The 26,224-nt window shown below is 73.2% G+C and carries 17 protein-coding genes; 11 read left to right on the plus strand and 6 right to left on the minus strand.

The annotated features are described in order from the left end of the window. Positions 1 to 242: 242 nt before the first annotated feature. The 8 genes from WME82_RS08970 to WME82_RS09005 all read left to right on the plus strand — a co-directional run bounded on the left by WME82_RS08970 (position 243) and on the right by WME82_RS09005 (position 11,184). Positions 243 to 770: a response regulator gene (locus WME82_RS08970; protein WP_437745072.1), complete on the plus strand. Its 528-nt coding sequence runs from the start codon at positions 243 to 245 to the stop codon at positions 768 to 770. Then, entirely contained in the window at positions 770 to 3,034 is a 2,265-nt protein-coding gene (locus WME82_RS08975; protein ID WP_438042497.1) for a chemotaxis protein CheA, read from the plus strand. The genes WME82_RS08970 and WME82_RS08975 overlap by 1 nt, the downstream gene beginning before the upstream one ends. Continuing rightward, the gene (locus tag WME82_RS08980) at positions 3,027 to 3,563 is read left to right on the plus strand and encodes a chemotaxis protein CheW (RefSeq protein WP_012234230.1); all 537 of its coding nucleotides are present in this window, start codon (positions 3,027 to 3,029) and stop codon (positions 3,561 to 3,563) included. The genes WME82_RS08975 and WME82_RS08980 overlap by 8 nt, the downstream gene beginning before the upstream one ends. 56 nt (positions 3,564 to 3,619) lie before the next feature. Further along, on the plus strand, positions 3,620 to 4,111 hold the full coding sequence (locus WME82_RS08985) for a chemotaxis protein CheW (protein ID WP_012234231.1): 492 nt from the start codon (positions 3,620 to 3,622) through the stop codon (positions 4,109 to 4,111). Further along, complete coding sequence (locus WME82_RS08990; protein ID WP_438042498.1) at positions 4,108 to 6,225, plus strand: HEAT repeat domain-containing protein; 2,118 nt, start codon at positions 4,108 to 4,110, stop codon at positions 6,223 to 6,225. The genes WME82_RS08985 and WME82_RS08990 overlap by 4 nt, the downstream gene beginning before the upstream one ends. After that, a complete protein-coding gene (locus tag WME82_RS08995) occupies positions 6,222 to 7,148 on the plus strand; it encodes a CheR family methyltransferase (RefSeq protein WP_438042499.1) in 927 nt (308 codons plus the stop codon). Before WME82_RS08990 ends, WME82_RS08995 begins: the two co-directional genes overlap by 4 nt. Positions 7,149 to 7,241: 93 nt before the next feature. Beyond that, positions 7,242 to 8,324 (plus strand): chemotaxis-specific protein-glutamate methyltransferase CheB, encoded by a 1,083-nt coding sequence (cheB, locus tag WME82_RS09000; RefSeq protein ID WP_272101288.1) that lies wholly within the window; start codon positions 7,242 to 7,244, stop codon positions 8,322 to 8,324. A gap of 277 nt (positions 8,325 to 8,601) precedes the next feature. Next, complete coding sequence (locus tag WME82_RS09005) at positions 8,602 to 11,184, plus strand: transglycosylase SLT domain-containing protein (protein ID WP_438042500.1); 2,583 nt, start codon at positions 8,602 to 8,604, stop codon at positions 11,182 to 11,184. A gap of 50 nt (positions 11,185 to 11,234) precedes the next feature. Here WME82_RS09005 and WME82_RS09010 read toward each other — a convergent pair whose 3' ends face one another. Continuing rightward, the gene (locus WME82_RS09010; RefSeq protein WP_437869898.1) at positions 11,235 to 11,600 is read right to left on the minus strand and encodes a cupin domain-containing protein; all 366 of its coding nucleotides are present in this window, start codon (positions 11,598 to 11,600) and stop codon (positions 11,235 to 11,237) included. Positions 11,601 to 11,958: 358 nt separating this feature from the next. On the opposite strand from WME82_RS09010, the gene WME82_RS09015 reads away from it, so the two are divergent. The 3 genes from WME82_RS09015 to WME82_RS09025 all read left to right on the plus strand — a co-directional run bounded on the left by WME82_RS09015 (position 11,959) and on the right by WME82_RS09025 (position 18,241). After that, positions 11,959 to 14,481: a protein kinase domain-containing protein gene (locus tag WME82_RS09015; protein ID WP_438042501.1), complete on the plus strand. Its 2,523-nt coding sequence runs from the start codon at positions 11,959 to 11,961 to the stop codon at positions 14,479 to 14,481. Between the two features lie 251 nt (positions 14,482 to 14,732). Further along, complete coding sequence (locus tag WME82_RS09020; protein ID WP_438042502.1) at positions 14,733 to 16,349, plus strand: protein kinase domain-containing protein; 1,617 nt, start codon at positions 14,733 to 14,735, stop codon at positions 16,347 to 16,349. 5 nt (positions 16,350 to 16,354) lie between these two features. Further along, positions 16,355 to 18,241, plus strand: coding sequence for a protein kinase domain-containing protein (locus WME82_RS09025; RefSeq protein WP_438042503.1), 1,887 nt, complete (start codon positions 16,355 to 16,357; stop codon positions 18,239 to 18,241). Positions 18,242 to 18,631: 390 nt separating this feature from the next. On the opposite strand, the gene WME82_RS09030 is transcribed toward WME82_RS09025, so the two are convergent. From WME82_RS09030 to WME82_RS09050, 5 genes are all read right to left on the minus strand, one after another. Next, positions 18,632 to 20,065, minus strand: a complete 1,434-nt coding sequence (locus tag WME82_RS09030) for a hypothetical protein (RefSeq protein WP_438042504.1) — start codon at positions 20,063 to 20,065, stop codon at positions 18,632 to 18,634. Positions 20,066 to 20,362: 297 nt separating this feature from the next. Then, positions 20,363 to 21,406, minus strand: a complete 1,044-nt coding sequence (locus WME82_RS09035; RefSeq protein WP_438042505.1) for a tetratricopeptide repeat protein — start codon at positions 21,404 to 21,406, stop codon at positions 20,363 to 20,365. 116 nt (positions 21,407 to 21,522) lie between these two features. Next, positions 21,523 to 22,848 carry a hypothetical protein gene (locus WME82_RS09040; protein WP_438042506.1) on the minus strand — a complete coding sequence of 442 codons (1,326 nt, stop codon included), beginning with the start codon at positions 22,846 to 22,848 and terminating at the stop codon, positions 21,523 to 21,525. Positions 22,849 to 23,249: 401 nt separating this feature from the next. Further along, positions 23,250 to 24,281 carry a PEGA domain-containing protein gene (locus WME82_RS09045; RefSeq protein WP_438042507.1) on the minus strand — a complete coding sequence of 344 codons (1,032 nt, stop codon included), beginning with the start codon at positions 24,279 to 24,281 and terminating at the stop codon, positions 23,250 to 23,252. Between the two features lie 270 nt (positions 24,282 to 24,551). Beyond that, the gene (locus WME82_RS09050; protein ID WP_438042508.1) at positions 24,552 to 26,147 is read right to left on the minus strand and encodes a serine/threonine-protein kinase; all 1,596 of its coding nucleotides are present in this window, start codon (positions 26,145 to 26,147) and stop codon (positions 24,552 to 24,554) included. Positions 26,148 to 26,224 lie beyond the last annotated feature (77 nt).

Consider the following 26,224-nt stretch of genomic DNA (forward strand, 5'->3'; position numbering starts at 1 on the left):
CCGAGGCCGCCCCGCCGGGCGGGCACGGCCGCGCGGCCGCGCCGGCGGGGAGGGCGGCGCCCCACCCCGAGGCGCTGGCCGCGCGGCCGCCTCGCCGATCGTGCAGGGAGGCGCTCGCGCTGGTTTACTCCGGGAGGGAGACCGCCGTACATAGGCCCGCGCGCCTCGAAGACCGCGCGCGTCGCCTCCGGGCGCTCAGCGAGTTGGTCTCCCCGGGCCGATTTCCGTTACCCTGTCGCCGCATGGCACGCATCCTGATCGTCGAGGACTCGCCGGCAATGCGAGCGTACATCCGCTCGACGCTGGAGGACCGCGTGCTTGGGCTCGCGGGCGACGTCGACATCGTGGAGGCCGTGAACGGCTTCGACGCGCTACGGCTCCTGCCGCGCGGCGCGTTCGACCTCGTGATCACCGACATCAACATGCCCGACATCAACGGGCTCGAGGTGATCCGCTTCGTCCGGCAGAGCGACCGCTACCGGCACGTCGCGATCCTCATCATCTCCACGCAGGCGACCGAACGCGACATCCAGCGCGGGCTCCGCCTCGGCGCCGACCGCTTCCTCCCGAAGCCGTTCACGCCCGAGGCCCTGCGCGACGCGGTGGTCGCGAGCCTCGACGCGCGGGCCGAGGCGCCGCAGGCCGGCGCCTCGCCGTCCGCTGACGGCGCCGCCGGCGTCGACGATCGCGCCTCCGCTGCCTCCCCGCGCGCGGAGGAGCCCGCGGCCCGCGCCAAGCAGCCCGGCTCCGGCGAGGGAGGCGGCGGCTGATGGTCGAGAGCGGCGATCGGGCGCGCGAAGAGTTCTTCTCGGAAGCGCAGGAGATCGTCGAGGGGCTCGGGCGCGACCTCCTCGCGCTCGACGAGGCGGTGCGGACCAACAAGGTCGACCCCGACGTCATCAACGACGTCTTCCGCGCCGTGCACACCCTGAAGGGGCTCGCCGGGCTCTTCGGCGCGACCCGGATGGCCACCCTCTCGCACGAGCTCGAGGAGCTGCTCGACAACCTCCGCCTCGGGCGCATCGAGATCAGCGCGTCGGTCCTCGACCTCCTGTTCCGCAGCGTCGAGCTCTACGGGCGCATCCTCCAGAACGAGAAGGACGGGCGCGACTCGCCGATGCCCGAGGTCGACGACCTCCTGCGCCAGCTGCACCAGGACGCAGGCCCGAGCGCGGCCGGCCTCCCCGACGACAACTACGATCTCGATCCCGGGCTGCTCTCCGTGCTCACCGAGTACGAAGAGCACCGGCTGCGCACGAACATCGCGAGCGGGATGACCCTGTTCCGGCTCCGCGTGCAGTTCCACCTCGCCACGATCGATCAGGCCCTCGACGACCTGAAGATCACCGCGAAGCCGTACGGCGAGATCATCACCTACCTGCCGACCGGCGCGGGCGCGGACCAGGACTCGATCGAGCTCGACATCCTGATGGCCTCGCGCGCGCCGCTCGAGGAGCTCCAGCGCGCGCTGCACCAGGCCGGCGCCGCCGTCGAGGAGATCCCCCGGCGCAACAACAACGGCCACGGCCGGGTCGCCCCGCCGGGCATGCCGTCGATGTCCGCGGCGCTCCGGGGCGGCGCGCCGACAGGCGTGTCGCGGGCCGTCGACCTGACCGGCTCGATGTCGGCGGCGAGCCCGCCGTCGAGCGCGCGCGGCAACCGCAAGGGGGAGCTCAGCTCCATCCGCTCCGTCGCGCAGACGGTGCGGGTCGACATCCACAAGCTCGACCGGCTGATGAACATCGTCGGCGAGCTCGCCCTCGTCCGCTCCGCGCTCGGCCGCCTCGTCGAGCGGCTCCGCGCGGCGCCCACCGAGCGCGAGCTCTCCCTCGATCTCCACAGGCTCCAGCGCACGTTCGACCGGCACCTCGCCCAGATGCAGGCGGGCATCCTCGAGGTCCGGATGGTCCCGCTCGGGCAGGTCTTCGACAAGCTCGCGCGCGTCGTCCGCCAGATCAGCCGCGACGCCGACAAGCTCGTGAACCTCGTCATCACGGGCGCCGAGACCGAGGTCGACAAGCTCATCGTCGAGGAGCTCAGCGACCCGCTCATGCACATGATGCGCAACGCCATCGACCACGGCATCGAGTCGAAGAGCATGCGCGAGGCGGTGGGCAAGCCGGCGGTCGGCACGATCGCGCTGAACGCCTTCCAGAAGGGCAACCACGTCGTCATCGAGATCGAGGACGACGGCAAGGGCATCGACGTCGACAAGCTGCTCGACGCCGCCCTGCGCCGCGGCGTCATGACCCAGGAGGACGCGCGGACGACGAGCTACCGCGAGGTGCTGAACCTCATCTTCCAGCCGGGCATCTCGACCAAGACCGACGTCAGCGAGATCTCGGGGCGCGGCGTCGGGATGGACGTCGTGAAGACGAACATCAGCAAGCTCGGCGGCGTCATCGACGTGCACAGCGAGCCCGGCATCGGCACCAAGATGACGGTCACGCTGCCGATCACGCTCGCGATCATCAGCGCGCTCATCGTCCGGGTCGCCGACCGGCTTTTCGCGATCCCGCTGACCAACGTGCAGGAGGCGGTCGCGCTCGACGAGGCCACGGTGCGCCAGATCGACGGCCGCGAGATGATCACGCTGCGCAACAGCACGCTCCAGCTCTGCTACCTGGCGCGGCTCTTCGGCCTGAACGAGGAGGAGGAGCTCAGCGCGCGCATCGCCGGCCTGCTCGGCGGCGCGCGCGGCGGCTCGGCGGCGCGCGCCGCGGTGGGCGGCGGGCGCCGGGGCGACGGCGGCCGCGCGACGCTCGGGCTCCAGGGGGGCAGCAAGCGCAAGTACATCGTCGTCGCGTCGGTCGGCGCGCGCAGGCTGGGCCTCGTCGTGAGCACGCTCATCGGGCAGCAGGACGTCGTGATCAAGGCGCTCGGCCCGTCGCTCTCCTCGGTGCGCGGCTTCTCCGGCGCCACCGAGCTCGGCGACCAGCGCATCGCGCTCGTCCTCGACGCCCCCGCGCTCATCGAGGAGATCCTCCACGGCGGGGACCGGCAGCGCAACGATCCGCGGAGCACCCATGGCTAACCTCACCCGAAGGCCCGCCCGGATACCGGTCTCGAAGCGGAACTCGCGCGCGCAGGCGAGCGGCCCGCGGACCGAGTACCTCGCGTTCACGCTCGCGGGCGACACCTACGCCGCGCCCGTCTCGCTCGTGCGCGAGATCCTGAAGCCGCCCCCGCTCACCCCGGTGCCGCGCGCGCCGGACTCGACGATGGGCATCGTCAGCGTGCGCGGGCAGCTCGTCACCGTCATCGATCTGCGGCGGCGGATGCGGCTGCACGAGAGCGCGGCGCAGCGGCGGGCGCGCATCCTGCTCGTCGACGCGGCGAACGGCGAGACGCTCGGCCTCTTCGTCGACGAGGTCCAGCAGGTCTACCGGCTCGCCGACGCCGAGATCGAGCACGCCGCGACGGCGCTCGGGGGGGACGTGGCGGGCTACATCGCCGGCATCGCCCGGCCCATGCACGGGGCGAGCGCGTCGGATGGCACCCAGGGCGAGGCGCAGCCGCGCGTCATCATCCTGCTCGACCTGCAGGCCATACTCGCGTCCTAACGGACGATTCGTCCGCGCCCGGGCGGCTCGTAGAGCCCGGGCGCTCGGAGGCTCAGATGCCGTTGACTGGAGAGCGCAGCCGTCCCGACCCGCAGAAGAGCCTCGTCGGCTTTGTGGTCGGCGACGTCCACTACGCGATCGACATCACGCGGGTCCGCGAAATCGTGAATCCGCTCGAGGTGACCACGCTGCCGCACACGCCCCCCGAGGTCGCCGGCGTCGCGAACCACCGCGGCGAGGTGGTGCCGGTCATCGAGCTCCGCGTGCGCTTCGGGCTGCCTCCGGTCGATCCGACCCGCAGCACCAAGTGGATCCTTGTCGACGTGGGGACGCATACGGTGGGGCTCGTGGTCGACGCGGTGACGGAGGTCTTCGGGACGAGCGGCGATTACCGGCCGACGCCGCCGGTGGGCGGCAGCAGCGATCTGCGCGGCATCACGGGGGTGACGACCCACGACGAGCGGATGATCTTCGTGCTCGACGTCGGGCGCTTCATCGAGCTCGCCCTCGCGCTCGCCGCGTCGGGCGCCCTCCTGGAGGCCCCGTGAGCCGCGCGTTCGACGATCTGGGTCCGTTCGAGGGCCCGCGCGCGGGCGACGCGGGCTCCTGGCCGGCCGAGCCGGAGTCCATCTCGCCCAGCGTGCGGAGCACGCCGATGCCGATCGCGGTCATCGCCGCGGCGCTCTCCGCGGACGACGCCGAGGAGCGCCGCCAGGCGGCCGCGCGGCTCGGCAGGGCCGACGTCGTCGAGGCGCTGCCGCTGCTGCTCCGCGCGCTCGGCGATCCCGACTGGCGCGTCCGCAAGGAGGCGACCTACGCCTGCCACCGGCTGATCCAGGCCGCGCCGGCCTCCGCGCCGGCGCAGGCCGCGGAGGGGGAGCGGCCGGCCTCACACGGCGCCGGCGCGGAGGGCGAGCGGCCGTCCGCCCCGCAGCTCCTCGTCGAGGCGCTCCTCGACGCGCTTCAGAAGAGCGAGGACGTCGGCCTCAGGAACGCGGCCATCGAGGTGCTCGGCTACTGCGGCCGAGACGCCACGCCGGCGCTCGTCGACGCGCTCGGCGCGCTCGCGGGGGACGAGCGCAAGCTCGTCGTCGACGCGCTCGGCCGCACGCGCGACCCGGCGGCGCTCGACCCGCTCTACGCGGCGCTCGCCGAGCAGGACGACAACCTGCGGCAGAGCGCGATCGAGGCGATCGCCGGGATGGGGCTCATCGCGCGCGAGCGGGTGACGGACATCCTGTACGAGCGGCTCTCCGATCGGGATCGCTTCGTGCGGCTGACCTCGCTGAACGGGCTGAACGGGCTCGAGGCGCCGGTGCCGTGGCGGGTGCTCTCGTCGCTCATCGACGACCCGATCCTCCGGCCGGCGGCGCTGGTCGCCGCGGCGCTCGCGGAGAGCCCGGAGGCGCCGCGGGCGCTCTGCGCGGCGCTCGCGACGGCGCGGGGCGGCGCGTTCGCGCAGCTCGTCCGGGCGCTCGCGCGGCTCGCCGAGGGGCCGCTCGCGTCGCACGCGGTGGACGCGCTCCGGGCGGCGCCGCCCGAGGTGGGCGCCCGCCTCGTGCAGGCCGCCGCCGGCGCGCCGGGCTCGGGCGGCGCGGAGCCCCCGTCGTGGCGCGGCCTCGGCGCGGATCCGGTGAGCGGGCGCGCCCAGGCGCTCTTGCTCGCGGCGATGGCGCGCGCCCCGGGCGCGGCCGACGCCGCGGTGCAGGCCATGATCGAGCCCGCGCTCGTCGAGACGGCGCAGCGCGCGCTGGGGCTGCTCGGCGCGGAGGCGCTGCCCTCGGTGCTGTCCTACCTCGAGCGCCACATCGATCCCGACCCGGATCTCTGGGAGGGGGTCGACGACGCGACGGCCGCGCTCCTCGACGGCGCCGTGGCGATCGCGGAGCAGGGCGGGCGCGAGGGCGCGCTGGACGGCGAGCGGCCCGACATCGACGCGACGCTCGCCGAGCTGCTCGGCGCGGTGCGGCGGTCGGTCCGGAGCCCCTCGACGCTCGTGGCGACCAGCGCGCTCTACGGGCTCGCGAAGATCGGGGCCGCGGTCGACTTCCCGCTCATCGTGTCGCAGACGCGCGCGATCTCGCTGCCGGTGGCGCGCGCGGCGGAGAGCGCGCTCGCGGGGCTCACGGAGCGCTACCCCGGGACGGCGCGCGAGCTCGCGCGCGGGCTCGCGCTGGCGGAGGACACCCAGCTCGCGGCGGCGATCGTGATCGAGGCGCTCGGCGACGCGGAGCCGGAGGAGATCGCGTTCCTCACGAGCGCCGCGTCGGCGGGGGACGTGCGCGCGCGCCGCGCGGCCGTGACCGCGATCGCGGCGGCGGCGGGCGTCTCTGCGCTCGACGTGCTGAGCCTCTCCCTGGCCGACGAGGAGCGCGAGGTCCGGCTCGCCGCGGCGCGCGCGCTGGGCCGCCTGTACGCGTCGCTCTCGGACCGCGCGAGCGACGAGCGGGCGCGCGCGCGCGAGCTGCTCGGGCTGGTGCGCGCGTCGGGGGAGCCCGATCTCATCGCGGCCGCGGCGCAGGGGGGCGCGCCGTTCCGCTCGGATCCTCCCTGGAGCGACGCCGCGGAGCGGCCGAGCGCGCCCGTGGCGATCGACGGCGGTGAGGCCCCGGCGTCCCCCTCGGGGATGACCGGCGGGCCGCCGTCGGGGAAGGTGCTGTGAACCGGCGGCGGGACGACGAGATCCGCCTCTTGCCTGACGAGTTCCAGAGGCTGCGTGACCTGTTCAACAAGCACTGCGGGCTCCAGTTCGGGCCCGAGGCGCGCACGTCGATGGAGCGCCGGCTGCGCGAGCGTGTGGTCGAGCTCGGGCTCTCGTCGTTCGCGCAGTATTACGAGTACCTGCGCTTCCACAGCCGCGGGCGCGCCGAGCTCGACGAGGCGCTCGAGCTCATCACGGTCAACGAGACGTATTTCTTCCGCGAGGACTACCAGCTGCGCGCGCTCATGACCGAGCTCGTGCCCATGATCGTCAAGGCGGGGGGCGCCAAGGGCCGGCTGTCCATCTGGAGCGCGGGCTGCTCGACGGGCGAGGAGGTCTACTCGATCGCGATCGCCGCGCGGGAGTCCGGCGCCGCGGAGCGCCGCGAGGTCCGCATCTTCGGCAGCGACATCTCCCGCCGCTGCGTGATCGCGGCGCGCAGGGGGGTGTACGGCGCCTCGTCGTTCCGCGCGACGCCGCCCGAGCTCAAGCGCCGCTACTTCGTGGAGCGCCCGGACGGGTTCCACGTGGTGGACGAGCTGCGGACGCTCTGCCAGTTCGGCCACCTGAACCTGCTCGACTCGTCGCGGGCGGCGGTGATCGGGCGCGTGGACGTCATCTTTTGCCGCAACGTCCTCATCTATCTGGACGAGGAGTCGCGGCGCCGCGTGATCGACATCTTCTACGAGCGCCTCTCGTCCGGCGGGTTCCTCCTGCTGGGCCACTCCGAGTCGCTCCTGAACGTCACGACCGCGTTCGAGCTCGTGCACCTTCGGGAGGATCTCGTGTACCGCAAGCCGGCGGCCACGCTGCGTCTGGGGATCCCGGAGATCTCGCCCGATCGGGGCGGCCCGGAGCGGGGCGGCGGGGAGGAGGGCGGATGAGGCGCCGACGAAGTCGAGGCTGCGCAGGCGACGGTTGGTCCCATGGCGCTCCGGGTGGGGTAGAATGAACCTCCGGCGGAAGGTTTTGCGCTCATGACATTCGCTCCCCTGCGCGTGCTCGTCGTCGACGACTCCGCGTACAACCGGCGCAACATCGCCGAGATCTTGAGCGGAAGCGACGAGATCGAGGTCGTGGGCAAGGCCGGTGACGGCGACGACGCGCTCCGTCAAGCCGCGCAGCTCCGGCCGGACGCGATCACGCTGGATCTCGAGATGCCGCGCATGGACGGCTTCACCTTCCTCCGCATCCTGATGGCGAGGCAGCCGACGCCCGTCATCATCGTCTCGAGCTACAGCCACAAGGAGAACGTCTTCAAGGCGCTCGAGCTGGGCGCCGTCGACTTCGTGGCGAAGCCGGACCGGCAGTTCACGGCGGACGCGCAGATCCGGCGGGAGATCATCCAGAAGGTCCTGCTGGTGCGCTACCTCCGCCCCCGCTCTCCGATGCCGGCCGCGCCGGCCCCGGCGCGGGCGGCGCAGCCTGCGTCGCCGCGCGCGGTGCAGGAGTCGTCGCGGCTCGGCGTCTCGCTGCGCCACCTCGTGGCGGTCGGCTCGTCGACGGGCGGGCCCACGGCGCTCCTCGAGATCTTCAACCGGATCCCGGATCGTTTCCCCGGCGCGATCTTCATCGCGCAGCACATGCCGGACAAGTTCACCCGCACGTTCGCGGAGCGGCTCGATCGGAAGGGCGGCCTCCGGGTGGTCGAGGCGCAGAACGGCGAGCAGGTGGTGGCCCGCAAGGCGTATGTGTGCCCGGGTAGGATGTGTATGGAGATCGCGGTGACGCCGGGCAGCGGGGTCGGGCTGAGCGGCGACATCCGGATCCGGGTGGGGGCGCCGGCGCCTGGGGACCGGTACGTTCCGAGCGCGGACCGGCTGTTCCGGAGCGTGGCGCAGGTGGGCGGCAGCCGCGCGGTGGGCATCATCCTGACGGGGATGGGCGACGACGGGGTGAACGGCGCGCGGGCGGTCCGCGCGGCCGGGGGCACGGTGGTGGCCGAGAGCGAGGACTCGGCGGTGGTCTACGGCATGCCCGGGGCTGCGGTGCGGGCCGGCGTCGTGAACGAGAGCCTGCCCTTCACCGCGATCGGCGACTTCATCGCGCTGCTCTCCTGAGCGGCGGTCACCCGCTTCGGATACGGGCCCATCTCGACGTTTTCGGTGCTCAGCGCACTGGAGTGCGCTTCCGCGCCGAAAACGCCGATCTGGACCCGTCTCCTGTGCGGGTGACCGCCGCTCTGCGACGCTCGTACCAGGGCGGGTGGGAACCGCTCTAGGGTGAGCTGGGTTCCAGCGGGCAGCCAAAGTTGACCCCTCGGGCGCATCGTGAGACAGGTCGGTCCCTGACATGCGGATCCGACGCGCCGCACGCAGGCTTGTATGTCTTGGCTGGTTGGCCGCCCTCTCGGGCGTCGCTTTCGACGGCCTTGCGGCGCCTCCTTCGGAGGTAGCGGGGCCTGCGGCCGGTGCGCCGAAGGCGGAGCCGGCGAAGGCCGACGCGGCCAAGGCGGAGCCGGCGAAGGCCGACGCGGCCAAGGCTGAACCGGCGAAGGCGGAGCCGGCGAAGGCGGAGCCGGCGAAGGCTGAACCGGCGAAAGCTGAGCCCGCGAAGGCGGAGCCGGCGAAGGCCGACGCGAAGAAGGACGGGCCGGCCGAGGGCAAGGCGGAGAAGCCGGCGCCGGTCAGGGTGGCGGCCGTGTCTGGCGGGAAGGGCGGCGCGAAGAGCGCGGCCAAGGCGCCGGCGAAGGCCGCTGCGCGATCGAAGCCGTCGAAGAAGGGCGCGGCGAAGAACACGCGCAAGGCGGGGGAGCCGGGCGCGCCGGACGAGGCGGCGCGGCGGGTCATCGCCGGCACAGCGACGCCGGCGGGGGCGAGCACAGGCGAGTCGCCCGAGCTCCGCACGCTGCGCGCGATCGACCTGGCGCTGTTTCCCGGCGCGGCCCCGAGCGCCGGGCCCGCGTGGCCGGTCGACGGCACGCTCCTGCTCGGCGCGGGCGAGCCGCGCCTCGAGGTCTCCGGCCTGCCGCCCGCGGGCCTGCCCGCCCCGCTGGCGGAAGCGGAGGAGACCCGCGACATCTCCTGGCTGCGTCAGCTCGAGCTGCCCGAGATCCCGGTCCGCTGGGACGGCCGGGTGGTGCGCTACCTCGAGTACTACAAGGACGACCCGCGCGGCCGCTCCGCCGTGGTCACGTGGATCAAGAAGAGCGGCCGCTACGGCGCCGCCATCCGCCGCGTCCTCCGCGAGCAGGGGCTGCCGGAGGATCTCCTCTGGCTCTCGCTCGTCGAGAGCGGCTTCGACCCGACCATCCACTCCCCGGCCGGCGCGGCAGGCCTCTGGCAGTTCATGCCGGAGGGCGCGCGCATCTATGGCCTCACCGTCGACCGCTGGGTCGACGAGCGCCTGGATCCAGAGCGATCCACCTTGGCGGCGGCGCGGTACCTCTCGGATCTGCGGCGGCGTTTCGGCGGCTGGGAGCTCGCGTTCGCGGCGTACAACATGGGGTACGGGGGGCTGCTCGCGTCGATCCGGAAGTACAACACGAACGACTTCTGGGAGCTGTCGCGGCTCGAGGCGGGGATGCCGCTCGAGACGGCGCTCTATGTACCGAAGATCCTCGCGATCGCGATCGTGGCGCGGAACCCGGCGGTGTTCGGCTGCGACGACGTGGAGCTCGATCCGGCGGTGACGTTCGACAAGATCTCGCTGGGCTCCGGGGTGTCGCTGCAGGCGGTGGCGGCGGCCTCGGGCGCGGCGGCGCCGGAGATCGAGGCGCTCAACCCGCAGCTCGTGGCGAAGCGCACGCCGCCGTCGCCGGTGGACGCGAAGGACCAGGCGCGCTGGGAGGTCCGGGTGCCCGCGGGTGCGGGGGCGCGCGCGGCGAAGTCGATGCCGAAGCTCCTGGAGCGCGAGCCGAAGCTCGAGCGTTACCTGGTCCGCTGGGGCGAGTCGCTCGACGACATCGCGACGTTCCGGCGGACGACGCGGTGGACGTTGCAGACGTTGAACGGCCTGCGGGCTGGCGAGCCGGTGCGTCCCGGGGCGCTGCTGTTCGTCCCGGCGGCGGAGGGCGTCGGGGCGGCGGCGGCCGAGCACCTGCTCGCGAGCGGCGCGCCGCTGTCGTCGGAGGGGAAGCCGGTCGTGGTGGTCCCGGCGCAGCGCTTCTCCTACGAGGGGCGCCGGCGGGTGTTCTATCGGGTGGTCGCGGGCGATGCGCTGCGGGATCTGGCGGCGGTGCTCTCGGTGACGCCCGACGAGATCTGCCGCTGGAACACGCTGGCGCCTGGGGCGTCGCTCCATGAGGGGATGACGCTCCAGCTGTTCGTCCCGAGGTCGCAGCGCCACGACGGCGTGTTCTTGCTCGACGAGGGCGGCGCGCGCGTCATCGAGGTCGGCTCGGAGGAGTTCTTCGCGCACTTCGAGGGGCTGAAGGGGCGGAAGCGCATCGAGATCGCGGTGCGAGAGGGGGATTCGTTCAGCAAGATCGCGAGCCGGTACGGCCTCAGCGTCGGCAGCCTGGAGCGGATCAACCAGCGCTCGCGGCGGAGCCCGCTGATGCCCGGGGATCGGCTGGTGGTGTACGTGCCGACCTCGCGACCGGACGACCCGGCGCCGGTCGAGCCGCGCGAGGATGAGGTCCGCGTGGCGTCGGCTCAGGCCGCGGGCGCGGTGGACGACGGCGACAAGGCGGCGGCCGAGCCGGTGAAGTCGGCGGTGCTGCTGACGCCCGTGGCGCCCGTCGAGGCGGGCGCGGGCGAGGGGAAGCCCGGCGGCGCGGCGGCGGCGGGCGCGGGCGACCTGGCCGGAGCGAGGCCGGAGGAGAAGAAGGCCGCCGAGGGCGAGAAGAAGCCGGCGGCGGATGGAGCGGACGACAAGAAGTCCGCGGGGCGTGGCGCCGCCGAGCCGCAGCCGGCGGGGCGCGCCAAGGGAGCGCAGGACAAGGAGAAGCCCGCGTCTGGCGCTGGCACCGCGCTGTGAGGTCCGGGTGAGCTCGGGCTTCCAGGGGGCGAGACCCCCGCCTCGTTGTCTCAGGTCTTGCCAGAGGGCGTCGCCCCGGTCTCGTCCCGCCCGTGGACGCCGGCGGGCGGGCTCGTCGCCTCCACGGCGGTGAACGGTTCGATGATCTTGTAGGAGTGCGACGCCCCCTTGGGGACCGTCCAGGAGTCGCCCGGCTCGAGGCGCACCATTTGCCCCTCGATGAGCAGCTCGGCCCGTCCAGCGATGACGAACCCTACGGTCTCGTAATCCCGCGCGGTCGGCTGTTTGGCGTCGCCTGGCGGCTCGCGTTCCCAGAGCCGCATCGACACCTGGATCCCGGAGGCCAGGTATTTTTGTCCCATCTGGCCTGTCGGAGAGCGGCCGGAGGAGACCTTCATGACGGTTGTGTCGCTCATGTGCGCCTCGCTTTCCTCCACGAGTGATTTGCCGGTTGGCGACGAGCGTGGGTCCGCGCCTGGCTAGAGCGAATCGGGCTTCTCCCTCTTTCCTCGTCGGTTTTCTTCGTGCGTTCGTCCTTGCAGGGAACGTATCGCGCCAGGGAGATCTGCTGTAGGATGCCCGCACAGGAGGCTGTCCCGTGGACCTGGGGACCGGATGTCATGTCGCGCGGGCGCAGGTGGTTGACGGATCGCGCGGCGTGAGCGCTGGGCGGCGGGGGCGTCGTGGGTGCGCCGTGGCTCGCATCGCTCTGCTGGTCGCGGCCGTCCGTGCGCGCTCCGTGACGGCGGGGCGCGCCGCGCTTCCGGAAAGCCGATGATGCCCTCGCCGAAGAGCTCGACATTGCTCGCGTCCGGTGTGCTGATCGACAGGAAGTACCGGCTCCTGCGCCAGATCGGCGAGGGGGCGATGGGCGTGGTCTGGGCGGCGGTGAACGTGGCGACGGCCCGCGAGGTGGCGCTGAAGCTGATCCACCGGCCCGAGACCGAGTTCCGGCTGCGGCTGCAGCGCGAGGCGCGCAACTGCGGGGCGCTGCGGCACCGGAACGTCATCGACATCTACGACATGGGGGAGACCGAGGCCGGGGAGCCGTTCCTGGTGATGCAGCTGCTCACGGGGGAGACCGTGGCCGAGCTGCTCGCGCGGCGGCGCCGGCTCGACCCGCCCGTGGCGGCGTCGATCGGGCGAGACGTGGCGAGGGGGCTCGCGGCGGCGCACGCGATGCACATCATCCACCGCGATCTGAAGCCGGCGAACATCTTCCTGCACCGCGAGCCGGACATGGACGAGCCGGTGGTGAAGGTGCTCGATTTCGGGGTCGCCAAGAACCTCTCGGTCAACGACGGCCTGCACACGGTGCAGGGCGGCGCGGTCGGGTCGCCGCTCTACATGAGCCCGGAGCAGGTGAGGGCCGAGCCGAACGTCGATCACCGGGCCGACATCTGGGCGCTCGGCGTCGTGTTGTTCGAGATGCTGACGGGCATGCGCCCGTTCCAGGGGGACGCGCAGGCGGTGTTCATGGGGATCTTGACGGGCGAGATCCCCACCGTGTCCAAGTACCTGAGGCGGGTGGACCAGGGGCTCGTCGACCTGATCGCCCGCTGCATGCGCAGGGATCGCGCGGACCGGATCAGCTCTGCGGCGGAGGTCGCTGCGCTGCTCGATCGGTACGCGGAGCGCGGCGTGGGTCCGGGCAGGGACGCGGCGCTGCGGCAGTCGTCGCCGGAGGGGCGGGGGGCGCTCCCGGACGAGGATGTGGACGGCGGCTGGGAGGAGTCGCAAGGCGGCACGGTGGCGCTTGCGGCGCAACCTGGGTTGGCGCTCGCGGCGCAGCCTGCGTCGGTGGCGCAACCCGGGTCGGCCCTCGCGGCGCAGCCTGCGTCGGTGGCGCACCCCGCGTCGGCGCTCGCGGCGCAGCCTGCGTCGGTGGCGTACCCCGCGTCGGTGGCGAACCGGTCGGGGAGCGTCGAGGGGGGCGCGGGAGCGCTGCCGCTGGCGCTGCTCGGTGGGGGGCCGCGGGCCCCGGTGCCGGTGCAGGAGTCGCCCGAGGCGCACAGGTCGCTGGGGCCGGGGCAGGGGGCTGCGGGGCCGGCGTCGGGCATGAGCCGCGCGGCGGATGGGGGGCCAGCGTCGGGCGCCGGCCATGCGGCGGGCGCGGTTCCTCGGCGTCCGGGCAGCTCGGGCCAGCACCTGGCCGCGGCGTCCGTGGTGCGCGCGCTGCGGGACGAGGACGTGGCGACCTTGCCCCTCACGCGGCGGAACGCGGATGCGGCCGGGGCCGCGGGGCCGCGCGCCGGGTCGGGGACCTATCCGGCGGCGGGGCCTGCCGCCGCTGCGCCTCGGCCCCCGTCGTCGTCGGTGGCGGCGTTTGCAGCGCCGGAGCCGTCCCAGGCGAGCGCGGCGCAAGCCGCTCCGGTGCAGCCTGCGCCCGTGGCGGCGCCGCAGCAGGGCTCCTGGGCGATGACGGTGCGCATGAACGCGCCGCCGATGCCAGAGGCAGGGGCGGGGCCAGGTGGCCTCGGCCCTGCTGGCGCGCTGCCGCCGGGAGGCATCTCCGCGCAGCCGAGCTGGAGCTCGGCGCCGGCCGCGAGGCTCGGCCCGGAAGCGGGCGCGAGCGCCTCGGACTCCAGGTCGGGCGCGACCACGGCAACGGGCGCGCCGCGCCAGGCCGGGAGCTCGTCGACGACCCCGCTCGTCTCGAACCACCCGTCGGTCCATCAGGTCGGGGTGCACCAGGCCCAGGACGCTCAGGAGCGGGCCCCGCACGGCGGCGAACCGAGGCGCAAGCGTACGGCCGCGACGCTCGCGATCGTGGCTGCTGCGCTGTCGCTGATCCTCGTGGGGATGCTCATCTCGCTGAGGTCGCCGGAGACGTCGTCGGCCGCGCCGGAAGTGTCCGGGAGCGCGATGCCGTCGTTGGACCGCGCCGGAGGAGACACGGTCGCCGCGCCGGAGCGCGGGGGAGCGCCGTCGCGGAACGAGGAGCTCCCAGCGCAGGAACCCTCGGCGCCATCCGCGGAGGCGCCGCCGGGCTCCTCGGCGCTGGCGCCGCCGAGCTCCTCGGCGCTGGCGCCGCCGGGCTCCTCGGCGCTGGCGCCGGCCGTGCCCTCGGCGCCGAGCGCCCTTCCGACGAGCAGCGCGGCCGGCGCGTCGGCGCCAGGAGGCGGCGCGGGCACGGCGCCGGGGGCGGCGAGCGGCGCGAAGCCGGGCAGCTCGACGCTCGGGGCGCCTCCCGCGACACCGCAGCCCGCGAAGGCTGCTCCTGCCCCATCCGCGGCCTCGTGCGCTCATCTCAGGTTCTTGGCGAAGAAGCAGTGCGAGGCGAAGCTCAAGAAATAGACTCGGCCTCTCCGCGGCTCGGGGCGCCCCTCCCGAAATGACGCCACGGTAACGCCGCGATTCCTGGGCAGCGACGACGTGGCGAAGATCACGTGCGCTGAGCGCGTGCCCACACCGGAAGCGCCGGAGCCGGCTTCGCGCTCTGCGAGCCCGGCCGGCAGCTTTTCTTGACGGTGCGCTGCCTCACCTGCGACACTTCTTCCAAGCACCGTCGACCTGCTGCCACGTCCGTCCTCCAGCGAGACCACCCCATGCAGTCCCCTTCGGCTCCTGCCGCGCCGCCGCCAGGTGCGCTCATTTGCGGCAAATACCGCCTTCTTCGGCGGATCGGCGAAGGGGCGATGGGCGTCGTCTGGGCAGCGCACAACGAGGCTACCTCTCGGGAGGTCGCGCTCAAGCTGCTGGTGCGGCCCGACCCGGAGCTCCGCGTCCGGCTGCTGCGGGAGGCGCGCGCTTGCGGCGCCGTGAGCCACCGGAACATCGTCGATATCTACGATGCTGCCGAGTCGGAGAACGGCGACCCGTTCCTCGTCATGCCGCTGCTCTCCGGCGAGACGCTCGCGTCCTTGCTCAAGCGCAAGCGCAAGCTGGAGATCCACGATGCCTCGCGCATCGCTCGGGACATCGCGCGCGGCCTCTCCGCCGCGCACGAGCGGGGCATCATCCACCGCGACCTGAAGCCGTCCAACATCTTTCTCCACACCGAGCCTGGCGAGGGCGACGCCATCGTCAAGATACTCGACTTCGGCGTGAGCAAGTTCCTCGCGGGTCCTCAACAGGTGAAGACCGCGACAGGCATCCTCATCGGCTCGCCGGCGTACATGAGCCCTGAGCAGGTGCGGGCGCAGAGCGATATCGACACGCGCGCTGACCTCTGGGCGCTCGGCGTGGTGATGTTCGAGATGCTCACGAGCAGGCGGCCGATCCAGGGCAAGGCGCATGAGCTCCTGAGAAACGTGCTGCACGGCGACATCCCGGCGGTGTCCCAGTCTGTCTGGCAGATCGATCCCGGCCTCGATGCCCTGGTGACGCAGTGTCTCCAGCGCGATCGCGAGAAGCGACCGCGCTCGGCGGCCGATGTCGCGGCGGCGCTCGAGCCGTTCGTCACGCCGTCGGCGCCGCAGCGCGCGCCCTCGAGGCCGGGGTCGTCGCCGGAGCTGCGGCACGAGATCCCGCAGCAGCTCGGGCGAGGGTCGTGGGGTGGGGCCGCTCCCGGGCGGTCGCCGACGCCGGCGACCGGGACGCCGCTCCCGGCGTCCGTGGCGCATCTGCAGGCCCCGCAGGGACACCCGAACACGCCGGTGTCAGGGCCGCGCGGGGCGGTCGCGGCGCCGCAGCAGCCGGCGGCGGGCGCGTGGCCGGGGCAGCCGGCGGCGGGCGCGTGGCCGGGGCAGCCGGCGGCGGGCGCGTGGCCGGGGCAGCCGGCGGCGGGCGGGGCGGCGGCACCGGGGCATCGGGAGCGGATGGCGAGCAATCCTCTGCTGGGGGACCGCGGGACGATCAAGATGTCACCCGAGCAGGCGGCCGCCTATCGATCAGAGTCCAGCGCGTCGCTGGCGCGTCCGGCCGCTCCCCTCGGACAGGCGCTGTCGCTCGGCGGCACGGTGCCGCTCGATCCGCTCCCCGAGCCGAAGAGGCCGCTTCCTGTGCCCGCCCGCTCGCCTGTCGTGTGGATCGCGATGGCCGTGGTCGCGGCGGCGCTCCTCCTGGGGATCGGCATGGCCGCGGGGTATCTCTTGCGGCGCGGCGAGGTGGAGCGGCCGAGGGACCCCGGCGGAGAGCGTGCTACCTTCCGCGTCGCCCTCTCGTTTGCGCTAGGTAAAGCGACCTCGCCCGCCGCGGCGACGCGCCTCGACCCACCCTGCTGAGCTCGATGTCCACCTCCTTCACGCAGATCGCTGCTGGCCTGGTGATAGCCGAGAAGTACAAGCTTGTGCGGCGGCTGGGAGAGGGATCCATGGGCGTCGTGTGGGCGGCGCTCAACCTGTCCACCTCGCGTGAGGTGGCGTTGAAGCTGATTCACCGCCCGGATCCCGAGCTCCGGAGGCGGCTGCAGCGTGAAGGGCGCAATGGCGGGGCGCTGCGGCACCGCAACGTCATCGACATGTATGACATGGGGGAGACCGAGTTCGGCGAGCCCTTCCTGGTGATGCAGCTGCTCACCGGAGAGACGCTCGCGGACCTGCTCGTGCGCAGGCGGCGGCTCGACGCGGACGTGGCGGCGTCGATCGGGCGAGACGTGGCGAGGGGGCTCGCGGCGGTGCACGCGCTGCACATCGTCCACCGCGATCTGAAGCCGGCGAACATCTTCCTGCACCGCGAGGCCGACGCGGACGAGCCGGTGGTGAAGGTGCTCGATTTCGGGGTCGCGAAGAACCTCTCCGTGAATGACGGCATCCGCACGGCGACGGGCGGCGCGGTGGGATCGCCGCTCTACATGAGCCCGGAGCAGGTGAGGGCCGAGCCGAACGTCGACCACCGGGCCGATATCTGGTCGCTCGGCGTGGTGCTGTTCGAGATGCTGACGGGCATGCGGCCGTTCCAGGGGGACGCGAGGGCGGTCTTCACCGGCATCCTGACGGGCGAGATACCGAAGATCTCCCGGTACGTGCGGCGGGTGGACCCGGGGCTCGTGGAGCTCGTGGCGCGGTGCATGGCGCGCCACAGGGACGAGCGGATCGGGTCGGCGGCGGAGGTGGCGGACCTCCTTGATGGGTACACGGCGGCGGGGGCGAGGGCGGCGGGATTTGCCGTCGGGGGCGGGGGCGGCGGGCAGGTGGCGGCGATGGAGGCGCCCGCGTTTCCCGGCGCGGCGCCGGCAGGGGCGGCGGTGTCGCCGACGGCGAGCGGGGCGGCGGTGTCGCCGATGGCGAGCGGGGCGGTGGTGTCGCCGATGGCGAGCGGGGCGGTGGTGTCGCCGACGGCGAGTGGGGCGTCTGCGCCGGAGTGGAACGCCGAGCTGACCCAGAGGCTCGAGCCGGAGGCCATGGCGAGCGCCGAGGCGGCGCTGGGCGCGCCGCCCGCATGGGGCCACGGTGAGCCGGGGAAATCGACGACCGCGCCGCTCGTGCCGGGCCCGGAGGCAGGCCGAGGCGCGCAGCCGTCGCCCTGGGCAGCGCGCGCAACGCCGGTGCCTCTGCAGGCGCCGCGGACGCCGCCGCGGCGGCAGGCAGGCTGGAAGCGCCTTCCGGGCCCGGCTATCGCGGCGCTCGCCGCCGGCGCGGCTGGCCTGGTGGGCGCAGCGCTCTTCGTCGCGCTGCGCTCGCCAGCGCCCGCGGAGAACGCAGCTGGGATCGAGGCGCTGCCGGAGGCCGGGATCGAGAGCGCGGCAAGGCCGCCGGATCCGCCGACCCCGCCTGCGACCGCTGCGCCTCAGGCTTCGGTGGCGGCTGAGCCGCCCAGGGTGGATGAGCCGGTGGATGCCGGCGGGGCGAACAGCGCGCCGGACGCGGGGCCGGCGGGCGTGGAGCCGGCGTCGGTGGAGCGGAGTCAGCCGGCGGTGGAGGCGCCGACTCCAGCGGCGGCGGCGCCGGTGGTCACGACGCCGCCGGCTGCTGCGGCGCCCGCGCCGGTGCGGTCGGTGGTTGCGGCGCAGCCCAGGAGTCAGCCTCCGGCGCAGCCCGCGCCCGCGCCGTCGCGGTCTGCGCAGCAACCGGCCGCCCGGCGGCAACCCGTGGATCCGTGCGCGGGCAAGACAGGGTTCATGCGGACGAACTGCCTGCGGGACCAGGCGAAGAAGAAGGACCCCTACGCTCCCTGAGCGGTGTTGCGCGCGGGCGAGCCAGGCATCCGAGGAACTGAGGGCGCATGTCGCCTTCGGCAGGACAGCAGACCCGAGCCTGGCGATCCCTGGCTATTGGCCGGCCATCTTAGGCTTTGAAAAAGCGGTCGTAGGCTTCGGACGATCGGTTCGAACGTTCGAAGATCGGTGGAAGGCTTCAGAAATCGGTCGGACGCTTCGAACGACCGGTGCGAGGCGTCCAACCATCGCGGCCCCGCAGCCAGAAGTCGAGGCGGGGTAGCGGACGGAAGTTATCGATGGCGCGCATCCCTGGAACCCGGGCGGGTTTCGGTCGAACGATGTGCGATGTCCCTGCGAGGCTGTCGAACGTCTGTCGGAGCAGACCGAGGCGGAGATGCCGGCGGGGCATCACGGCTCTGGCGCAGGCGGTGAAGCCCCGAAATCCAGGAGCGGGAGCGCTCGCCCCGGGGCGCCGTCCTGCGCGACGGCGCTGCCTTCGCCGCCGGCGCCGGGCGTGCCTAACTCAATGATGGTGCCGTCGAGCGACGGGATAGTCTCCGACGTGCCCAGGAAGGCGATGCCGAGGGAATGGCCGCCCAGACCGCTGCCGCCGTTGCCGCCGTTGCCGCCGTTACCTCCCCGCCCGCCCCCACAGGCATCACGAACGGAATTGTTGGGACTAAAATTCTGGCCCACCCCGCCCTTCCCGCCGCTTCCACCCGACCCGCCGGTCTGTCCGGCAGCGCCGTCGCCGCCCCTGCCGCCATCGCCGGCGATCAGATGGACCTCATGGAACGTGAGTTTTGAGCTGAGGCTCACCAGGGCGATGCTGGACCCCCCTGGAGCGCCGCCCTTGCCGCCTGCACCGCCGCAGCCGCCAGCGCCGCCGTTGCCGCCGCTGGCGCCGCCGTTGCCGCCGTTGCCAGTGATCGTGGAGCATTCGGTGCTCCCGCGGGAGCCTCCGCCGCCCCCGCCGCCCTGGGCGGTCTTCCCGCGTTGGCCATCACCGCCGGGTTTACCGGCGTAGCCGATGCTGGAGAGCTGGCCGATGCCGCGTGCGCCTGCGCCAGCTACGCCAGGGTCGCCGTCGCTACCCCTCCTGCCCGCGCTGCACGTCGCGGTTGAACTATTGTATCCACCGGCGTTGTCGTTGTTCTTCTCGTCTGGATAGCCTATGTCACCGGAGGTCCCGCGGGCATCCAGGCCATTTCCTCCCTGACCGCCGCGCGAGTCGTCGGTGGTATCCATGGTGGTGCCGCAATCATTCGCCTCCGGCGGTGCTGTTGCCACCGCAGTTGCCGAGCAAGCGGGATTGCCGTCGCTGCCGTCGGGTGCCGGTTCGCGCGGCGAAGGAGGTGCGGCCCCCGAGGCCCCGGGGGCTGCATCCCCTGCTTCGAGCACGCACCGGACCAGGTCGACCTTGGAGTGATCGGCGATCGCTGCGATGGCGGAGGTCCCTGCGCCCTCCTCGGCGATCGACGGAGCGATGATATGGAGATCCTCCAGGTGCACCGTGCCGCCGCCGACGCGCGTCGTCAGCGGCACGGCTCCGGGCGTCGCCCTCAGCGTGGTCTTCGGTTGATCCCCCCACCGCCAGTTCGCGGTGCAATCGAGCGCGCCAAAGACGGTCACGCTCGAAGTCACGGTGAGCGTTTCCTCGAACTCCTCGGCGCACGCGTACACGCGTCGCCCGCTCTCGTCCTCGCTCTGCGCGGCGAGCGTGATGGCCTCGGCGAGCGTCTTTACCGGTGCCTCGGGCGTCCCGTTCCCGCCGTCGCTCGCCGTGGCCGACACGAACACGCCGCAACTCGCGTCCGCGGTCCAGTCCTGGTCGCTGGGCACGCACACCAGGGGCGGCGGCCCTCCGCCTGTACCCCCTGCGCCTGCGGCACCCCCGGCCCCAGCGGCGCCGCCCACTCCTGCGCCGCCGGTTCCAGCGGCGCCGCCCGCCCCGGCGCCGTCGCCTGCCTCGCCACCCCTCCCGCCTTCGTCTCCACATCGATGCAGCTCGCTGCAGTCGGGGCCGAGGCAGCTCGTTGTCTGGCTCGCCACCGCGAACGACGCCAGGACCAGCGTCGAGGCCCCGCGCGCAGCCAGCCGTATCCCCCTCTTGATCGGTCGGTTCATGGGGTCCTCGACTCAGAAGGCGCCGCCCGCGACGAGCCCGCCGCCGCCCGGCAGCACGAGCGGTGCGAGGCGCACCTGGTGCTCCGGCTCGCTCGGCGCCGCAGCGAGCCAGACGTAGCCGAGCGTCCCGATCGCGCTGGCGCCTGCGCCGACGAAGCTCCACAGGGCCAGGTTGCTGAAGAGATATTGATCGTCGACCAGCGAGCGCAGCTCGCCGCACTCCTGCGTCTGGTTGAAGCCAGCGGGGTACCTGCAGTCGACGGCTTCGCCCTCCATGGCATCGACGATGCGCCACTGCCGCTTCGCGTCGCTCGCTTTGCCGTTGGCGACGAGCGTGAACACGACGCCCGCGACCACCCCCGCGCCCGTCGCGACCCCGCCGCCGACGAGCGCGGCGCCGCGCACATCCATCCCTGCGTCTTCGCGCGAGGTGGCTGGCGTCGCGACCGCCGGCGCGGGGGGCGGCGCCAGATCGAGGGTGACGCGCTCTTTCCCTCCCTCGCTCAACCGGATCGTCTTCGTCACCGGGCGCTGGCCCCGCACGGTCGCGGTCACCGTGTGCTCGCCGGGGTCGCGCTCCACCGGCCCGGTTTGTACGACGCGCTCACCGTCCAGCGTCAGCTCCACCGCGCCCGGCGCCACGCCCGCGATCGCGATCTCCAGGGTCGGGATGCGGGATGCGAGCGCGGTGAGCTCGACCCGAGCGTCCGCCTGGGCCTGCTGGAACTCCTGCGGAGCGCTGGCGGCGAGCGGCTCGTCCACGACGCGCTGGTAGAGCGAGCGCGCCTCGAGCAGGCGGCCGAGCCGCTCGCAGGAGCGCGCCGCGAAGAGCAGGAACGGCGGCGCGTGGACCTGCGCGTCCGCCTCGCGGAAGGCTGCGAGCGCCTCCTCGTAGCGGCCGGCGTTGAAGTGCTCCCAGGCCTTGTCGGCGAGGGCTCGGGCCGCCGCCTTGGTCTGCGCGGTCGACGGGGCCGGCTGGGAAACCGCAGTGGCCGGCACGGCCGGGAGCGCGAGCACGAGGAGCAGACCCAGGCGGAGTCGTCGGCGGGATCTCATGGCGGAGAGGTGCATGGGAGCCGTGGGCGGTCGAGTTAAGTTTCAGCGTGTCGAAGAGGGCCGTCGGAGCTCTGCGCGGGCGAGCGGCAGACCGAGGCGGAGATGCCGGCCGGGCATCACGGCCCTGGTGCAGGTGGTGGAGACGCGAAGTCCAGGATCGGGAGCACTAGCCCCGCGTCGCCGTCCTGCGCGACGGCACTGCCTTCGCCGCCGGCGCCGGGCGTGCCTAACTCAATGATGGCGCCGTCGAGCGACGGGATGGTGTCCGGCGTGCCCAGGAAGGCGATGCCGAGGGAATGGCCGCCCAGACCGCCGCCGCCGTCGCCGCCGTTGCCGCCGTTGCCTCCGCGCCCGCCCCCACAGGCATCACGAACGGAATTGTTGGGACCAAAACTCTGGCCCTCCCCGCCCCTCCCGCCGTTTCCACCCAACCCGCCGGTCTGGCCGGTAGCGCCGTCGCCGCCCCTGCCGCCATCGCCGGCCATCAGGCGGACGTCCTGGAACGTGAGTTTTGCGTTGAGGCTCACCAGGGCAATGCTGGACCCCCCTGGAGCGCCGCCCTTGCCGCCTGCACCGCCGCAGCCGCCAGCGCCGCCGTTGCCGCCGCTGGCGCCGCCATCGTTGGCTCCAGGGCATTCGGTACTCCCGCGGGAGCCTCCGCCACCCCCGCCGCCCTGGGCGGTCTTCCCGCGTTGGCCATCACCGCCGGGTTTACCGGCGTAGCCGGTGCTGGAGAGCTGGCCGATGCCGCTTGCCCGCGCGCCAGCTATGCCAAGGTCGCCGTCGCTACCCTTCCTGCCCGCGCTGCACGTCGTGGTTGAACTATTGTATCCCCCAGCGTTGTCGTTGTTCTTCTCGTCTGGATAGCCTATGTCACCGGACGTCCCGCGGTCATCCAGGCCATTTCCTCCCCGACCGCCGCGCGAGTCGTCGGTAGTATCCAGGGTGGTGCCGCAATTATTCGTCTCCGGCGGTGCTGTTGCCACCGCGGCTGCCGAGCAAGCGTGATTGCCGTCGCTGCCGTCGGGTGCCTGTTCGCGCGGCGAAGGAGGTGCAGCCCCCGAGGTCCCGGAGGCTGCATCCCCTGCCTCGAGCACACACCGGACCAGGTCGACCTCGGAGTGATCGGCGATCGCTGCGATGGCGGAGGTCCCTGCGCCCTCCTCGGCGATCGATGGAGCGATGATATGGAGATCCTCCAGGTGCACCGTGCCGCCGCCGACGCGCATCGTCAGCGGCACGGCTCCGGGCGTCGCTTTCAGCGTGGTCTTCGGTTGATCCCCCCACCGCCAGTTCGCGGCGCAATCGAGCGCGCCAAAGACGGTCACGCTCGAAGTGACGGTGAGCGTTTCCTCGAACTCCTCGGCGCACGCGTACACGCGTCGCGCCTGCTCGTCTTCGAGCTGCGCGGCGAGCGCGATGGCCTCGGCGAGCGTCTTCACCGGTTCCTCGGGCGTCCCGCTCCCGCCGTCGCTCGCCGTGGCCGACACGAACACGCCGCAGCGCGCATCCGCGGTCCAGCCCGGGTCGCTGGGCACGCACACCAGGGGCGGCGGCCCTCCCCCGGCACCTCCGCTTCCCCCAGCACCTCCGCTTCCGCCCGCGCCCCCGCTCCCCGCGGCGCCCCCGGTCCCTCCGGCGCCCACGCCCCCCGCTCCCCCGGCGTCACCCCCGCTCTCGCTGCAGAACATGGGCTTGTGCTTGCAATCGTCGTGGTTCGAGTACGGGAAGCAGCCAGCCAGATCGAGGGCGGCGGCCGTCGTTCCGAGGACGAGCAGCGCGGCGGTACGAGCAGTCCGAGGCATCAGCCATTCTCCATCGTCTTGAGTTCAGATCCCGGTCGTCAGAACGCCCCGCCCACCGAGAGACCCACGTCGTTGAGTCCCACCCTGGGCGTCACCTGCACGCGCGCCTCGGGGCCGCTCACGAGGGCATAGAGCAGCGTTCCGAGGCCAACCGTCCCGGCCCCCGCGAAGCTCCAGAACGCCACGTTGCTGTACAGCAGCTTCTCGTCGACCGCTTGGCTTTGCTTTGTACACGCCGCTGGAGCGGGCCGGGCGGTGCACGGGTTCCGATTTCCGGCGAGCAGCGCGGTCTTCTGCGTCTCGGCATCTCCGGCCCGCTTATTGGCCAGCACCGTGAAGAGCACGCCCGCCGCGGCGCCAACGCCGGTCGCGACCCCACCCGTGACGAGCACCGCCGTCCTCCCGCCGCCCCACGGCACCTCGGGAGCCGGCGAGCCGCTCTGTTCCGCGCCGGCGCGCGTCGTGTCGGGCGCCGGGGTGCGCTGCAGATCGACGACCACCGCCTCCGTCCCGCCGGCGGTCGCCTCGACCGAGCGCGTCTGCGGGACATACCCGTCGAGCTTCGCCCCGACCTCATGCCGCCCCGGATCGAGGAACACGGGATCTGCGAGCGGCGCTCGCCCGACGCTGGCTCCGTCGATGGTCACCTCGGCCCCGTCCGGCGCGACGCGGACCGTGACCGCCGCGACCTGCGCCCGCGCCTCCTGCAGCGACGCCTCCGCGCGCTGCCGCTCCTGGACCTTCGTCGCGGGGGCCTCGCGGAGGTAGCGCGTGAGGTACTCGGCCGCGTCGCGGGGCTTGCCCACCCGGAGGCAGGCCACGCCCAGGTTCGAGGCGATCTGGTAGTGCGGCTTGAGCCCCCACGCCGCGAGGAACGCCGCGTGCGCGTCGGCCCACTTTCCCGCGTTGGCCGCCTTCACCCCGTCTTCGAAGAGCTGGCGCGCCTTGTCCGTCAGCGCGTCGCTCTCCTGCGCCTCGGCCCGAGGGGGCGCCGGCTGTGCTCCGGCGGCAGGTGCCAGCAAGGCGACGGCGATGCTCAAGGTCCACAGCAGCGGGCGGTTCGTCGTCATAAGGAGTCCAGCGGTGTTCCAGGGAGCTGCGGTTCGGAAGACGCGTACAGCCGTACTTTACCCACCCTGGAGCGCAAACCGTACTTCTTCCGCGCTGTGACGGAAGCTTTTGTCCACCCGTTCCACGCAGGGCGTGACGGTGCAGCGGCTCCGCAGCACGCCGCCCTGCCGCCGTGCTGCGCGGCGACGGCCTCGGCCCAGGGGCTTCCCGGAAGGAGAAGCGTGCTCTCGGAGCTCTGGAGACCGCTGCTCCCCTCCCTTCGACTTCCCTCAGATCCCCCAGCGCGGCTTCGTTTGCTTCGACGTCTGCGGCGGGCTGGGGGTTGTCGGCGGAGACGGTCGCCGAGGGGATGTGCTGTGGGGGGCGGTGCCGCTCGGGGGCTGTGTGGCGGCGGTTGGCGCGACAGGGACGCGATCGTCGCTCGGCGCGCCGGTGCGACCCGCTGCCGGCGCGCCGGCGCGAACGGCCGCCGGCTCGCTGAGCGGCGTGGAGTCCTGCGCTGATGGCTCGGAGGCGGTGTCCGAACCCGCATCCGTCGCCGGCGCAGACGGCACGACGAGAGGTGCAGCGGCCGACGTCTCTGCAGCAAGGCGACTCGCAGGGGGCGCGGGCGGGGCGTCGCGGGGGGTGATCTCCGGGCCGGAGACCGCGAGCTCGGCGGTCGCCGGGGCGTCTGCGGGAGACGGAGCCTCGGCCTGCCCGCCATAGTACGCTCCGAGCGTCACGCCGAGCCCGCTGACGGCAGCCGCGGCGCCCGCGGCGATGAGCCACGTCGTCCACGCGACCGAGCGCCGTCCACCGGACGGCTTGGCGGGATCGATCGTGCCAGTCAGCGTGCCCGCCGAGACAGAGCCCGCCAGCGGCGCCGGGGAAGAGGCGAGCGGCCCGCCGGGGGTCGTGCCGCCCGGCCCCAGTGGCATTCCGGGCAGGGGCGTCGCCGTCCCTGGAACGAAGCCGGTGGGGGCCAGGGGGAACGGTCCGTGCGCGTCGGACACGGAGGACGCGAACCGCGGCGCGCCCGCGATGCGCGCGAACTCGTCGACCAGCTCGCGGACGGTCTGGAACCGGTGGGCCCGATCGCGCGCCAGCGCCCGGTGGAAGAAGGCGTCGATGGTCGGGGGCAGGCCGGGGGCGAGCTGGGTCGCGGAGGGGATCGGGTCGACGAGGATCCTGGTCATGACCTGCGCGAGCACATCGCCGGGGAAGGGGAGGTATCCCGTGACCATGCGGAACAGGATGACCCCGAGCGCCCAGAGGTCGCTGCGCGCGTCGACGTCGCGCTCGGCGCGGAGCTGCTCCGGGCTCATGTAGTGGGGCGAGCCCATCACCTCGCCCGTCGTGGAGGCGTCGGCGACGAGCTTCGAGGTGGTCTCCTTGGCGATGCCGAAGTCGAGGAGCTTCACCATGTCCTCGTCCTCGCCGTCGACGCGCGCGAGGAAGAGGTTGGCGGGCTTGAGGTCGCGATGGACGAGGCCGGCGTCGTGCGCGCTGCGCAGGGCCTTGCCGGTCTGGGCGAGGATGCGATGCGCCTCCAGCAGCGGGAGGCGGCCGCGCCGCAGGAGGCGCGCGTTGAGGTCCTCGCCCTGGAGGAGCTCCATGACGAGGTAGGGGACGCCCTCGTGAATGCCAAAATCCTGCACCTTCACGACGTGCGGGGTCCTGAGCTGGGCGGCCGCGCGCGCCTCGCGCTCGAAGCGGGCGCGGAACGCGGGCGAGTTGGCGTAGGCCGGGTCCATGAACTTGACCGCGACCGGCGTGCCGAGCTGGAGGTGGTGCGCGACCCAGACCGAGCCCATGCCGCCGCGGGAGAGCGGGCGATCGAGGCGGTACTTGCCGATGAGGACGGAGCCGGCGCCGAGGTGCATGGGCGGGAGTTCGGGAGGAGGGAAGAGGCTAGCGGATCCGGGCGTGGGAGAGGAAGAGGACGAAGGCGAGCGGGGGT

Origin of the sequence: Sorangium sp. So ce128, from assembly GCF_051525245.1 — a bacterium.
GTDB classification, from domain to species: Bacteria; Myxococcota_A; Polyangia; order Polyangiales; family Polyangiaceae; genus Sorangium; species Sorangium cellulosum_B.

Coding starts and splice junctions, on each gene's coding strand:
- WME82_RS09035 (WP_438042505.1), bottom strand. CDS start 21,406: ATGAGATCCCGCCGACGACTCCGCCTGGGTCTGCTCCTCGTGCTCGCG.
- WME82_RS09025 (WP_438042503.1), top strand. CDS start 16,355: ATGTCCACCTCCTTCACGCAGATCGCTGCTGGCCTGGTGATAGCCGAG.
- WME82_RS09045 (WP_438042507.1), bottom strand. CDS start 24,281: ATGACGACGAACCGCCCGCTGCTGTGGACCTTGAGCATCGCCGTCGCC.
- WME82_RS09010 (WP_437869898.1), bottom strand. CDS start 11,600: ATGAGCGACACAACCGTCATGAAGGTCTCCTCCGGCCGCTCTCCGACA.
- WME82_RS09050 (WP_438042508.1), bottom strand. CDS start 26,147: ATGCACCTCGGCGCCGGCTCCGTCCTCATCGGCAAGTACCGCCTCGAT.
- WME82_RS08970 (WP_437745072.1), top strand. CDS start 243: ATGGCACGCATCCTGATCGTCGAGGACTCGCCGGCAATGCGAGCGTAC.
- WME82_RS09020 (WP_438042502.1), top strand. CDS start 14,733: ATGCAGTCCCCTTCGGCTCCTGCCGCGCCGCCGCCAGGTGCGCTCATT.
- WME82_RS08985 (WP_012234231.1), top strand. CDS start 3,620: ATGCCGTTGACTGGAGAGCGCAGCCGTCCCGACCCGCAGAAGAGCCTC.
- cheB (WP_272101288.1), top strand. CDS start 7,242: ATGACATTCGCTCCCCTGCGCGTGCTCGTCGTCGACGACTCCGCGTAC.
- WME82_RS09015 (WP_438042501.1), top strand. CDS start 11,959: ATGATGCCCTCGCCGAAGAGCTCGACATTGCTCGCGTCCGGTGTGCTG.
- WME82_RS08975 (WP_438042497.1), top strand. CDS start 770: ATGGTCGAGAGCGGCGATCGGGCGCGCGAAGAGTTCTTCTCGGAAGCG.
- WME82_RS08980 (WP_012234230.1), top strand. CDS start 3,027: ATGGCTAACCTCACCCGAAGGCCCGCCCGGATACCGGTCTCGAAGCGG.